The following is a 12,812-nucleotide window of genomic DNA, read 5'->3' on the forward strand; positions in this document are numbered from 1 at the left end:
GCTTCACCGCTGTCCTTACGTCTTCTCGTGCGAATTTCCGGACTCTTGAAATCACTCTCTCCCATGTGTCGCTCGCCCTGCGCCGCTTCCCCTTCGTCTCCCCCTTTTTCCCTTCCCATGCATCGCCCCTGCGCTCCCTTGTGCCGACTGTTCTTCAGTCCTCTCCCGTGCTTTTTCCGTTTTCCGACGCCGTACATCCCTTTTTCATGAACTGGATCCCTTTCGGGTTGCTGCCCCCCCCCCCCGGTGAGGCCGGGATGGTGCGCCGGCTCTCCTGGGGGGGGGATTGATACGGACGGATGGCGCGGCCATGGCTGAAACAGGTGTAACGGTCGCGGCTGAAACAGGTGTAACGCGTCCCCGCGCCAGCGGAGAAAGAGGTCGGCTCTATCCGGAAAAGCCACGGGTACTGAAAAGAGGCTGCTCTGCAAAATTGATCAATATCAGGTGGTTGCAAGACTTTTTGCGTGCAATGGCGTTGATTTCTCAATTCTGGTGCTGTTTTTGCTTTGTCTGCAGTGACGCCGCCGATGCTGGAGCAGGCCGCTTGCGGCTGCTTCAGCCGACGAGGAAATCCGTAAAGCCGGAAAGGAATCATGCATGCCGGGACATTCAACGCGACTGCACGAGTCGGCGAACTGGCCGGGAGAACAGCGCACGCGCATGCAGCGGGCCGACAGCCTGCTGGATGCGATCTCTGTCTGTCTCAATGCCCATATCCATGGCGCCAGCGCCTTTAGCCTGGATGACATCGCGCGCTCCATTGTCCGGGAGATCGGTTGTTACCGAGGCCAGGAGTTCCTGCCGGCTGAAGTGCGGCGCGATGCCGGCCGCCGCCCCGAGGCGTGCTGAGGGAGGGCGCTCCGAAAGGCGGCAGGGTCCGGTCGAACACTATTAAAGGAGAGTATCCATGGGGACGGGACGACGGCGGGGATGTCGATTCGGTCACGGGAGGAGATAGCACGCATGAACGAGAACAGGAACTGCCCCAGGGGCACGAACAGCGCGGAGAGCGCGGTAACGGGGGAGTTTCCCCATTCCCGGAGGGCCTATCTGACCGGTTCGCGGCCTGACCTGCGGGTGCCGATGAGGGAAATCCTCCTCACCGACTCTCCAGGGGGGGATGGAGCGGCTAAGCCCGCTTCGATCCATGTCTACGACACAGCCGGCCCCTATGGCGATGCCACGCTTTGCTGCGATATCCGCTCAGGCTTGGCCGGCCTGCGCGAGAACTGGATTGCCGAACGCTACGACACTGAAACGTATTCGGATCCGGCACTTCTGTCGGAAAAGAGCAACTGTGCCGGCCGCGGGTCTGGCGCTGGCGCCTTTCCCGTCAGCCGCGCCCCCCGCCGCTCCCGCTCTGGCGGCAACGTGACCCAGATGCACTATGCCCGCCAGGGCATTGTCACCCCCGAGATGGAGTTTGTCGCCATTCGGGAAAACCAGCGCCGGGAGGGAGCGGATACGCAACAGCAGACTCCTCATCCCGTTCGTGAGGGGGGCATGTCACGCCCCGCAGTAATCACCCCGGAATACGTCAGGTCCGAAGTTGCCCGCGGCAGGGCCATTATTCCGCTCAATATCAACCACCCGGAGGCTGAGCCGATGATCATCGGCCGTAACTTCCTGGTTAAGGTCAACGCCAATATCGGCAATTCCGCCCTGGCCTCCTCTGTCATGGACGAGGTGGAAAAGATGATCTGGGCCATCCGCTGGGGTGCGGATACGGTGATGGACCTCTCCACCGGCGCCCACATCCACGAGACGCGCGAGTGGATACTGCGCAACAGCCCGGTTCCCATTGGCACGGTGCCCATCTACCAGGCCCTGGAGAAGGTAGCCGGCGTGGCCGAGGATCTCAGCTGGGACGTCTTCCGCGATACCCTGGTGGAGCAGGCGGAGCAGGGGGTGGACTACTTCACCATCCATGCCGGGGTGAGGCTGGAGCATCTGCCGCTGACCTCGCGACGCCTGACCGGCATCGTGTCCCGCGGCGGCTCGATCATGGCCAAATGGTGTCATGCCCACAGATGCGAAAGTTTCCTGTACACCCGCTTCGAGGAGATCTGCGAGATCATGAAGGCCTACGACGTCAGCTTCTCCCTGGGGGATGGCATGCGTCCCGGCTCGCTGCACGATGCCAATGACGAGGCCCAGTTCGCCGAACTGAAGACCCTGGGCGAGCTGACCCGGCTGGCCTGGAAGCATGACGTGCAGACCATGATAGAGGGGCCGGGGCATGTGCCCCTGCACCTGATCAGGGAAAACATGGAGCTGCAGCTGGAGCAGTGCCACGAAGCGCCGTTCTATACCCTGGGGCCGCTGGTCACCGATGTGGCGCCGGGATACGACCACATCACCTCGGCCATCGGCGGGGCCATGATCGGCTGGCTGGGCACCTCCATGCTCTGCTACGTCACCCGCAAGGAGCACCTGGGCCTGCCGGACAAAGATGATGTCAAGGAGGGGATTGTCACCTTCAAGATCGCCGCCCATGCCGCCGACCTGGCAAAGGGGCATCCCGGCGCCCGACTGCGGGACGATGCCCTCTCCAAGGCGCGCTTTGAATTCCGCTGGAAGGACCAGTTCAACCTGGCCCTCGACCCGGAAATGCCGCAACGCCTGCACGACCTGACCCTGCCCGCCGAGGCTGACAAGGCATCCCATTTCTGCTCCATGTGCGGCCCGGATTTCTGCGCCATGAGAATCACGCGCAATATCCGTGAACAGGCGGGAGCGTAACAACGCACAACGGAGTCGTGATGTCCCACGCTCATATTCACAAGCATCTGCTGATCAACTCCTACGGCTCCTGGCTGCGCCGCCACTTCGGCTGCCGGGTCAGCAAAGTCAACGTGGATGGCGGTTTCACCTGCCCCAACCGCGACGGCAGCAAGGGGACCGGCGGCTGTATTTTCTGCGACAACGCCGCATTCTCCCCGGACGGGGCACGGCCGGACATATCCCCGGAGCAGCAGATCGACCATGGCATGGCCTACCACCGCACCAGGCTGGGGAGCGAGAAGTTCATCATCTACTTCCAGAAGTTCACCAACACCTATGCACCGGTGGAGAAGCTGCGCGACCTGTACGGCCGTGCCCTTGCCGCCCCGGACGTGCTGGGTATCTCCGTCGGCACCCGGCCCGATGCGCTGGGAGATGACGCCCTCGATCTACTGGCGGAGATCGGCCGCAGCCGCTACGTCTGCGTGGAATTGGGGTTGCAGTCCATGGACGCCTCCCTCCTCAGGTGGATGAACCGGGGACATACCCTGGCCGAATACCTGGAGGCAGTGAAGCGGGTTGCCGAGCGGGGGCTCCATGTCTGTACGCACCTGATCTACGGCTTTCCCGGGGAAACGCGCGCCTCGTTCCTGAAGACGGCCGACCTTCTGGCAGGGCTTCCCGTGGATTCCGTGAAGATTCACCAGCTCCATGCCGTGCGGGGCACCAGGCTGGCCGGGATGTGTGAACGCGGAGAGCTGCGGCTGATCTCCCATGGAGAGTATGTGGCTGGCGTCTGCGATTTTCTGGAACGCCTTCCCGGCCGTGTCGCCATCCAGAGGCTGTACGGCTCGGCCCCCTTGGACCTGCTGGTGGCCCCGTGCTGGGGGCTGAAGAACAACCAGATGTGGTATTCCATCGTTAATGAGTTGAAACGGCGCGGGAGCTGGCAGGGGTGCCGGCTGGCCGACGACAGGCTGCTGGTCGCTGACCGTACCGCCGGATTCGAGGATTGTTTCCTGACCGCTCTCCCCGGGAAAGCCTCTGATCGGCTGTTTCCGGATATGGCGTCGGCCGGAGCGACGTTTGCTCCGCAAGGAAGAGGGAATGGGTATGACACGCAAACGCTTCATCGTTGAGTTGGGATATGGCTCTGACCTCCATGGGGGGGACATGACCAAGGCGGCCCGCCGGGCGGTACGGGATGCCCTGTCGCGCAGCTGCCTGTGCGGCCTGTTTGAGATTATGGGCATGACCGATCCCGGGGGGATGCATGTGGCGGTCAAGGTTGGCTGCAGCAGGCCGGAACAGGTTGACGCTGCGGCGGTGCTGGAGATGATCCCCTTCGGCACCAGGGAGCTGGAGGTCGTCTCCGGCGGCCTGTCGGTGAGGGGACTGGATCTCCCGGAACTGGGGGAGGGGGACAGCATCATTGTCGCCGTGGCGGCGCTCACCGTGTCGCTGGATCGGGCGTGAAGCCGTGCAACTGCACCATGAGATCCATGGATCAGGTCCGCCCCTGATCATCCTCCACGGCCTGCTCGGTTCGGGGGACAACTGGCGCACCATGGCCAGGTGGCTTGCCGGTCGCTACCGCGTGTTTAGCCTGGACCTGCGCAACCATGGCCGATCTCCCCACTGTGACCGCATGGACTATCCGGCCATGGCTGAGGATCTGCGACAGTTCATGGAACAGCATTCCCTTGGACGGACGATCCTGCTGGGGCATTCCATGGGGGGCAAGGTCGCCATGCGCTTTGCCCTTGCCTGGCCGGAGATGGTGGAGAAACTGGTGGTGGTGGACATCGCCCCCAAGCCGTACGGGGCCCGCCACGACGACATACTCCGTGGGCTGGTGGCCCTGGAGCCGGAGCGCTTCAGGGAGCGGGAGGATATTGATCTGGTTCTTCAGGCCTCCATTCCCGATCCGGACATGCGCCTGTTTCTGTTGAAGAATCTGGTTCGCACCCCCCGAGGTAGCTTTGCCTGGAGAATCAACCTGGAGAGTATTGTACGGAATTATGACGTTATCAGCGGCTGGCCGGTCGATGTCGCAAGCTGTGGCGTATCAGCCCTGTTCATGAAGGGGGAATGCTCCGACTACCTGCGGGTTGCGGACGCTGGGCTGGTCAGGGATTCATTTCCCCGCGCGCGGTTGGTGACCATCTCACACGCCGGGCATTGGCCGCATGTGGAAGCGCCCGGAGTGTTCCGGGCTGCCCTGGATGGTTTCCTGGCAGCGGCCTGAGCCTGTTTCGGTGTATGAAATCAGAAAGGAGAGACAAAGCATGGGTGGAAAGATCTTGACACTTGCCGACAGTCCGGTCGTTGGCATTCTGGCCAACCCCGCCTCAGGGCGTGACGTGAGGCGACTGGTTGCGCGGGCCTCGGTATTTCCCACCGTAGAGAAGAGCAACATGATTCTGCGCATGCTCTCCGCCATGGGGAGCCTCGGCGTGCGCGATGTGCTGATGATGCCGGATACGGGCGGTATCGCTGCCAGGGTCCTGCACGAGCAGGAGACCGCCATTGCCCGCCATGGCCGGAACTGGCCGCGGGTGCGGTTCCTGGAGATGCCGATCGAGTACGGCGAAATCGATACCATCCGTGCCGTTGAGCAGATGGTCAGCCAGGGGGTTGAGCTGATCATCGTCATGGGGGGGGACGGAACCCACCGGGTGGTGTCCAAGGCCTGCGGATCCACGCCGCTGGTGGCGCTCTCCACCGGAACCAACAACACCTTTCCGGAGATCCGGGAGGCCACGGTTGCCGGCCTTGCCGCCGGACTGGTGGCCACCGGCAAGGTTCGGGTGGAGGAGGTGAGTTCCCAGAACAAGCTGCTGCACCTGGAACTGGGGGGCAGGGGAGAGGAAATAGCGCTGGTGGACCTGTGCGTCTCAACGGAATGCTGGGTCGGGACCCGGGCGCTCTGGCAGCCCGCCTGCCTGCGTGAATTGTTCGTGACCTTCGCCTCCCCCTCGTCCATCGGCCTCTCTTCCATCGTGGGCTATCTGCGGCCGGTGGAGCGCTGGGATCCCTTTGGGGTGCGACTGCTCCTTGCGCCTCCCGGTGAGGGGCGTTTCACGCTTTCCGTGCCCATTGCGCCCGGTCTTATGCAGCAGGTCGGGGTCGTGGAGATGGACGAACTCCACCCCCGGCAGGTCTGCGCTATCGGCACGGGCAGGGGGACCATCGCCTTTGACGGTGAGCGGAGTGTCGCCTTCACCGAGCAGGATCGGCCATTGGTCCGGCTGGAGATGGAGGGCCCCATCACCATAGACATCGACCGTGTCATGAGGGTGGCGGCCGAGGGGCATCTCTTTATATGCGACTGAAGCGTCGCAGAGTGACGAATGGTGGGGTGGTGGACAAGAGGTGCGGTTCGTTCCGATGGGTTGTCGTCCGAAGTCCTTTGGTAAGGGCGCTTCGGACGACAACAGAGGAGTGCGGAAGGTCAGAGCTCGTTGGGCGGAATGAGGTGGTATTTGCTCATCTTGCGGTACAGGGTGGAACGACTGACGCACAGCTCCCGCGAGGCATCGGTGATGTTCCACTTGTTCTTCTTCAGCGTTCGCAGCAGTTTCTCCCGTTCCTGGGCGTCCTGGGGAGGCAGGTCCGGCAGCAGTGAAGCCGGATCCTGTGCCGGAAGGGGCTCCGGGCTGGGGGCGGGCGCAGGCAGGGCTATGCCGGATGTCGGGGCTTTGAGCAGGTCAGGGGGCAGGTCCCTGGCATGAATGGTTTCACCCTCGCTGATGGCGATGGAGAAGCGCAGCGCATTGCGCAGTTGTCTGATGTTGCCCGGCCAGTCATAGGCGGCCAGGATTTCCAGCGCCTCGGGGGCGAGGCCTGTTTCGACGCCCGGCTCGGCCTCGGCCGCCAGGGCGTTCTCGATCACCAGAGCCCTGTCCGTGCGCTCCCGCAGGGGGGGCAGTTTGATGGTGATGCCGTTCAGGCGGTAGTACAGGTCCTCCCGGAACTGTTTCTCGCGCACCAGCTCTTCCAGGTTCCTCAGGGTGGCGCAGATGATGTTGAGATCGACCTTGATGACCGATTCACTTCCCAGCGGCTGCACCTCCCGCTCCGCCAGCACCCGCAGCAGGCGCGTCTGCAGGTTGAAGGGCATGTCGCCGATTTCGTCCAGAAACAGGGTGCCGCCGCTGGACTGCAGGATCTTGCCCCGCATCCCCTTGCTGTTGGCGCCGGTGAACGCGCCCTGCTTGTAGCCGAACAGCTCGCTCTCGATCAGCGACTCCGGAATGGAGGCGCAGTTCAGGGCCACGAACGGTTTGGAGGCCCTGTCACTGGCCTCGTGTATCGCCCGGGCAAAGACCTCCTTGCCGGTTCCGGTTTCTCCGATCAGGAGTATGGATATGTTCCTGTTCATCAGCCGTTTGGCGCAGTTCACGTTGTAGGCCATGCGCGGGTCGGTCCCGGCCAGGTAGTCCAGGGTGAAGTGGGGGGAAGGCTTGCTCCTGGTCTCTTTTTTGGGGGGCGAAAGGGGGCTCTTCTTCTCGGGCGCGCGGAAGGTGGCAAAGTACTGATATCCGGTATCCAGGAAGCGGATGGGAAGGATCGTTGTTGTCTTGTGGGTGGCATGCTCCACGAGCTCTTCCATGCGAAGATCGAACACGGCACTGACGTGGCGGCCGATGGGGCTGGGGAGCTGCGGCCCCTGCAGCTGGGTCAGTGCGCTCTGGTTGGCGGCGATCACGTACCCCTCGTTGCTCACCGCCAGAAAACTCTCGGCCACTACCTCCACGAACGCCTTCATGCAGCTGAAGCGCACGATCCAGCAGTCCTTGTAGAGGCGCATGAAATAGGCGTTCTCGATCAGGCGGGCGGAATAGCTGAGCATCTGCAGGGCGAGTAGTTGCGAGTCCCGTGATTGCGGCGGATGGAGCTGGGATATGTCCAGTACGCCCAGCAGGGTTCCGTCGGGGAAGAAGAGCGGGGTGGTGGAACAGCTCAAGCCGATGTGGCGGGCGCGGAAATGCTCGTCGCGGTGGATGGTGATGGGCCGCTTTTCCTCGATGCAGGTTCCCACGCCGCAGGTGCCTTCCACGGATTCAGCCCAGAGCGAGCCCAGGTACAGACCAGCGTCACGATGCTCCTTCTCGGTGTCGGGGTTGCCCATGTAGTCGATGGTGACGCCGTTGGCGTCTCCCAGCAGGATCACGTAGCCGGCCGTGGCGATCTTCTCGTAGAGGCTCTTCATGCCGGACTTGGCGATGAACAGGAACTCCTCCAGCGGTTCCTGGCACTCCTTCAGGGCGCTGCCGGTGATGATGCGGGGTTTGCTTTTTGATGAAGGGTCGATGCTGTAATCGTTGAAGCAGCGTTTCCACGAGCTGTGGATGACGGGGGCGGTAGTGTTGCTCCTGATTGAGGGCAGGTTGTTGGAATTGACCGAGCGGATGACATCGCTGATATGGTTTTTCGTGTACGAGTTTGACACCGTTCCTCTCCTGACATGACAACCGAATTGAGAGTGACACTTTGTATCGGTGAATCACTTTCATCGTCTTCACTACGGGCGGTTAGTCCCGGTACTTCTCAGCATGATCGCAAGAAAACATAGCACTTTCCCTGTGGAATGAACAGCGCTGATTGTGCGTTGCCGGACATGCTTTCTGGTCTGTCTCCGGCAGGCGTGGGCGGCTGCCGACAGACTGGTGATATGGGTGGCCCAGATGCCGCATTCAACGCTCCAGCCGGCAGTTGGAGCCGCACAAAGCCCAGCTCCAACTGCCGCGTCCAGGTTAGAACAACTCGTCTCCGCTCTTGAATTCCAGGCCGGGGTGGTTATCGAAGCGAACCACGCCCACCGCTGCCTTGCCGTTGACGGCACGCTTGACCAGGGCGGTGCCCTCGATGCCGAACCCCCCGCACAATTCGATGGCCACGAAACCATCCCGCACCAGTTCCTGGGCGACCTGTGCGGCTGCCTGATAGTCCTTGACGCCGACTGTCGCCAGGGTGACCTGCGCTGTTTCGATAAGGGTCCGGTGCTGTGCCGGGTCTGCTTCCGGTGCCACGAATATGAATGCTGCCTTCAGTGCCATCTGTATGACCTCCCTGTTACGTGGTTGAACAAAGTGCGGGTAGGGATGCATTGCCATGCGTCTCTACCCGGTTGTCAGGGGTTGGGGTATACCGCAACCGGTTCGGGCCACTTGAAATCGGGTGTCAGCTTGTAGATCTCGGCGATGACTCCCAGGTCCTTGCGCGAATCAAGATAGGTGTAGGTCATGCCCTCCCAGGTGCCTCCCTGCAGAATCGGAAGCCCCCTGTCCTGGTAAAACTGGACGGTCTTCTCGTAGTTTTCCGTGTCGAAGGCCACGTGATGCAGCCCCTCACCATTTTCCTTCAGGAATTGGGCATAGATGCTGATGTCATCCTTGGGTTCGATGAGTTCCCACTGCACTCCGCCGATGTCGGCCAAAGCAAGGCGCATTGAGTACTGGACCGGCTTTCCCTCTATGATCATATTGCTGACCGTGCTCGGGTTGAACTCATAGATCGACCAGGGGCCGATACCGTACTGGTCGGCATACTTCCTTACGGTGGCGTCGCAGTCCTTCACCACCAGGCCTATCTGCATGATCTTGGTAAAAATAGGTTTCTCAGGCATTGCATGCCTCCTCATTAGTTGTGAAACCAGATTGTTGCGCCAGTAGTCACTGTTTTTTATTTAGACCGTAACAGCCGAAATAGCAGACGAATATCAGCAGGACCGTGTTCAGAAGGTCGACCCAGGTCAGGGGGTCGCCACCGAATCCGGGAACGATCTCGGCCTCATGCAGCACATTGACGGCGAAACCTCTCATGTAGATAACGAATGCGCCAATTCCCAGGCCCCAGGTGATGATGAACCTGATGATGCGGTTCATGGCCGGGCTCAGGGAGGTCGGGGCGTTTCCGCAGCAGAGCGCCCAGAAGAGCAGGATGTTGACGATCCAGACTCCCAGTTGGGCCGGCCAGAGGTTGATGGCCGGGCCGATTTTCTCCAGGGCGTCGGCCGGTATCAGGACGTTCTTCAGCAGGGCCAACAGAATGAAGTAGAGAACGGTACCCAACGCGAAGTTGCCGAAGAAGGCGGCCAGTGCCCTTCCGGCGCGAGTCTTGAAGGAGCTGTACGGCCAGAGATCGAGCACCAGGACTGTCGTCAGCCAGACGGTAATGACCGAATAGAACCAGCCGACCGCGGTGGGAAGTGGCATGACCACCCTGTCCGGCGCGGTCCAGCTTGCCATGCAGGGGTAGACCAGGACGATGTAGCCGACAAAGGTCAGGAAAAAACCGGTGAAGAGTTGTGCTACACCAACCATGGGTTGCTTCAGGCCGGCATCGGTCCACGGCCAGCCGTCCATGCTGTTTGCCACTATGCCGAACCCGTAGAAGCCGATCAGGACGATCATGCCGGATGCGCCGTGCCCGGCGAAGTTTGTTGCGCTGAAGGCGGGATCCATCTGGCCGTAGCCGAAGATCAGCAGCATGGGGATGGCGAAGCCCAGCACCAGCGTCACCACCGTTGCCAGGATGCCTCCACCGGGTTGACTCATGCTGCTGAAGCCGTGCATGCCGAAGTTGAAGCCGATGAAGACGAGGACCATGATGGCCCAGAACAGATAGGCGCCGAAGGGTTGCGGATAGAATTTCCAGACCCCCACCTGCGGATCGGCGAACAGTATCCATACGCCGTAGCTGATGACCTGATAAATGATGAAACAGGCGATTGCAAACCCGACCGCGCCCACCTGCAAGCCGAAGGGCTTTGCACTCACTACGCTGCTGTCGCCGGTTGCGTCAATTGAATGTGCCATAAACATCTCCTCTTTTAGCTCTCAAAGCCGTTTTTATACTGCTTGGCTAGTGCTCCCCGTTTATCTGGCACCGAAGTGCGGAACGAAAAAGGGGAGGGGAGAGAACTCCCCTCCCCTTTGGGTGTCGAATCTGTTAGGGGCCTATGTCGGGCTGACGATGATCTTGATGTGGGCATCCTTGTTGTTAACCAATTCTTCGAACCCTTTGTCCACGATGTCGTCCAGCGAGATTTTGCCGGTGATCATCGGTTCGGCCTTGATCTTGCCGCTTGCCAGCAGCTTGGCTACGCCGGCGAAGTCATCGATGGTGTAGGCCAGGGTGCCGATGACGACCTTGTCGGTGGCGCTCAGGCTGAAGAAGTTGAAAGAGCTGGGCTCTTCGAAGATGCCGACGATAACCGCCTTGCCGCAGTTGTGCAGTACGTCGATGGCCTGGGGGCCGGTGAATTTGTTGCCGATGCATTCGAAGGAGACGTCGGCGCCGGTGCCTTCGGGGCTCAGCCGCTTGACCTCCGCGACCACATCGCATTCCTTGGGGTCGAGGATGATGTCTGCGCCGCATTCCTTGGCCAGTTTCTTGCGTGCGGCGGACATTTCCACCACGATTATCTGGGCTGCGCCCGAGGCCTTGACGCACATCAGGGTGCCCAGACCGATGGTGCCGGCTCCGAAGACGACGACGGTGGCGCCCATCAGGGAACCGGCCAGGCGTACGGCCTTGAAGCCGGTGGCCAGCGGTTCGATGACCGCGCCCGCCTGGGGGTCGAAGTTGGGGGGCAGGACGTAGCAGAGTTCGGCCGGCACATTGACGTACTCGGCAAAGGCGCCATCGGCCATCAGGCCGGTGAAGGCCAGTTTTTCGCAGACATTGTAGTTGCCCATGCGGCAGGGGAGGCATTCGCCGCAGTGCTGGCAGGCATCGGGCGCCACCAGGTCGCCGACCTTGACGTTGTTTACGCCGGCGCCCACTGCCACGACCGTGCCGGTGAATTCATGGCCGAGGATCAGCGGGGCCTTGGCTCCGGTCAGCGGGTGGTTCTCGGTGGGTATGAAGATCGGACCGGCCAGGTACTCATGCAGGTCGGAACCGCAGATGCCGAACCAGGCGACTTTGATCTTGACTTCACCCGCCTTGGGGGCGGCCGGTTCGGGAACGTTTTCAACTCGAATGTCTTTCTTTGCATACCATTTTGCAGCTTTCATTCGTACTCTCCTTGGTAGTGAATAGGTCATCGCATAAGCGCGCTGCCTGTGAAACCTGACTGCTCGGTTTGTCCGGCCATCGTGGCGATGGTCGGACCATGGGCGTTAGAATGACCAGATGGCCCTGAACATGCCTGCCTTGGTCTTGGTGGTGTTTTTTCCGGTGATACCCTGCTCGTACCAGGCGGCAAAGGAGAGCCGCTTGGTGATCTGGAACTGGTTGCCGACGCCGTAGGCCAGTTCGTTGTTGCTATGGACGACGATGTCCCCGGTATCCTTGTCCGTGCTGTTGCCCGTGGACTGGTAGTCCAGCTTGACGAACGGTTCCACCTGATTCATGAACTTGTAGGCGAATACCAGGTTGGCGAAGACCGTATCCTTCTGTTTCCTGTGCTCGCCGCCATGTTTGTAGTCGCCGCGGACTTTGTATCCGACGTCGCCGTCGAAGGTGAAGTTGCCCAGGACGTAGTTGGTCATGAAGGTGAAGTCATGATCCCAGGAGTGGGCGGAAAGCTCGTTATCGCCGAAGGGGATGTGCATCCAGTATTCCAGGCAGGTGACCCAGTTCTTGGTCGGCTTGGTCCAGACCACCAGACCGGTCTGGGGGTCGAGCATGCCGCTCACGCTGTTGTCGTCTTTCATCGTGGCGTTTGCGTAACCCGCCACAGCCTCCCAGAGGAAGCCGACGTTGTCAATGCCGTCGATCTTGAAGATGTGGGCCAGCTTGTTGACCGTCGCCACGGTGTTGCGGACGGAACTGTGGCCGTTGGTGTCCTTGCCCTTGAAGCCCTGGCTGTCGTCCCGGAAGAAGTTGTAGGAGAGCAGAAGGGTCTGCCCATTTTCCGGAATGTCGTCACCCACCGGCAACTGGTATTCGTGGGGGGCGATGACGACGTAGGGGATGCCGCCCGCCTCGGCCATCTTCGTGGCGGCGGACAGACAGATGGCTGAAAGCGATACAACAGCGATACCAAGGGAAAACTTTTTGAGGATAAAACGCATAGAAGAACCTCCATGGTGTGTAGTGTGTCGTCTGGACGGGATGCTGATGCTGACTGG

At 61.1% G+C, this 12,812-nt stretch carries 13 protein-coding genes; 6 read left to right on the forward strand and 7 right to left on the reverse strand.

Annotated features, from left to right (window positions below; genetic code table 11):
* Positions 1–154: 154 nt before the first annotated feature.
* On the reverse strand, positions 155–598 hold the full coding sequence (locus tag PPRO_RS20800; RefSeq protein WP_011734962.1) for a hypothetical protein: 444 nt from the start codon (positions 596–598) through the stop codon (positions 155–157).
* 2 nt (positions 599–600) lie between these two features.
* Between PPRO_RS20800 and PPRO_RS05045 the strand changes: the two genes are divergently transcribed.
* The 6 genes from PPRO_RS05045 (at position 601) to PPRO_RS05070 (ending at position 6,062) form a co-directional block, all read left to right on the forward strand.
* Positions 601–852 (forward strand): hypothetical protein, encoded by a 252-nt coding sequence (locus PPRO_RS05045; RefSeq protein ID WP_011734963.1) that lies wholly within the window; start codon positions 601–603, stop codon positions 850–852.
* Between the two features lie 114 nt (positions 853–966).
* The gene (gene thiC, locus PPRO_RS05050; RefSeq protein ID WP_011734964.1) at positions 967–2,745 is read left to right on the forward strand and encodes a phosphomethylpyrimidine synthase ThiC; all 1,779 of its coding nucleotides are present in this window, start codon (positions 967–969) and stop codon (positions 2,743–2,745) included.
* Positions 2,746–2,765: 20 nt separating this feature from the next.
* Positions 2,766–3,866, forward strand: coding sequence for a TIGR01212 family radical SAM protein (locus PPRO_RS05055; protein ID WP_083761189.1), 1,101 nt, complete (start codon positions 2,766–2,768; stop codon positions 3,864–3,866).
* Complete coding sequence (locus PPRO_RS05060) at positions 3,841–4,203, forward strand: Lin0512 family protein (RefSeq protein ID WP_011734965.1); 363 nt, start codon at positions 3,841–3,843, stop codon at positions 4,201–4,203. The genes PPRO_RS05055 and PPRO_RS05060 overlap by 26 nt, the downstream gene beginning before the upstream one ends.
* Positions 4,204–4,207: 4 nt before the next feature.
* Complete coding sequence (locus PPRO_RS05065; protein ID WP_041532141.1) at positions 4,208–4,975, forward strand: alpha/beta fold hydrolase; 768 nt, start codon at positions 4,208–4,210, stop codon at positions 4,973–4,975.
* Between the two features lie 40 nt (positions 4,976–5,015).
* A complete protein-coding gene (locus tag PPRO_RS05070; RefSeq protein WP_011734967.1) occupies positions 5,016–6,062 on the forward strand; it encodes an ATP-NAD kinase family protein in 1,047 nt (348 codons plus the stop codon).
* A 119-nt stretch (positions 6,063–6,181) separates the two neighbouring features.
* Here the strand turns inward: PPRO_RS05070 and PPRO_RS05075 are convergent, their stop codons facing one another.
* The 6 genes from PPRO_RS05075 to PPRO_RS05100 all read right to left on the reverse strand — a co-directional run bounded on the left by PPRO_RS05075 (position 6,182) and on the right by PPRO_RS05100 (position 12,755).
* On the reverse strand, positions 6,182–8,182 hold the full coding sequence (locus tag PPRO_RS05075) for a sigma-54-dependent Fis family transcriptional regulator (protein WP_011734968.1): 2,001 nt from the start codon (positions 8,180–8,182) through the stop codon (positions 6,182–6,184).
* 304 nt (positions 8,183–8,486) lie between these two features.
* Positions 8,487–8,789 carry a DUF6506 family protein gene (locus tag PPRO_RS05080; protein WP_041532142.1) on the reverse strand — a complete coding sequence of 101 codons (303 nt, stop codon included), beginning with the start codon at positions 8,787–8,789 and terminating at the stop codon, positions 8,487–8,489.
* A 74-nt stretch (positions 8,790–8,863) separates the two neighbouring features.
* Positions 8,864–9,358, reverse strand: coding sequence for a VOC family protein (locus PPRO_RS05085; protein ID WP_011734970.1), 495 nt, complete (start codon positions 9,356–9,358; stop codon positions 8,864–8,866).
* 46 nt (positions 9,359–9,404) lie between these two features.
* A complete protein-coding gene (locus PPRO_RS05090; protein ID WP_011734971.1) occupies positions 9,405–10,550 on the reverse strand; it encodes a hypothetical protein in 1,146 nt (381 codons plus the stop codon).
* Positions 10,551–10,691: 141 nt separating this feature from the next.
* Positions 10,692–11,753: a 2,3-butanediol dehydrogenase gene (locus PPRO_RS05095; RefSeq protein ID WP_011734972.1), complete on the reverse strand. Its 1,062-nt coding sequence runs from the start codon at positions 11,751–11,753 to the stop codon at positions 10,692–10,694.
* A 105-nt stretch (positions 11,754–11,858) separates the two neighbouring features.
* Positions 11,859–12,755 carry a transporter gene (locus tag PPRO_RS05100; protein ID WP_041532144.1) on the reverse strand — a complete coding sequence of 299 codons (897 nt, stop codon included), beginning with the start codon at positions 12,753–12,755 and terminating at the stop codon, positions 11,859–11,861.
* Between the last annotated feature and the right edge of the window lie 57 nt (positions 12,756–12,812).

This window comes from Pelobacter propionicus DSM 2379 (assembly GCF_000015045.1).
Taxonomy (GTDB): domain Bacteria; phylum Desulfobacterota; class Desulfuromonadia; order Geobacterales; family Pseudopelobacteraceae; genus Pseudopelobacter; species Pseudopelobacter propionicus.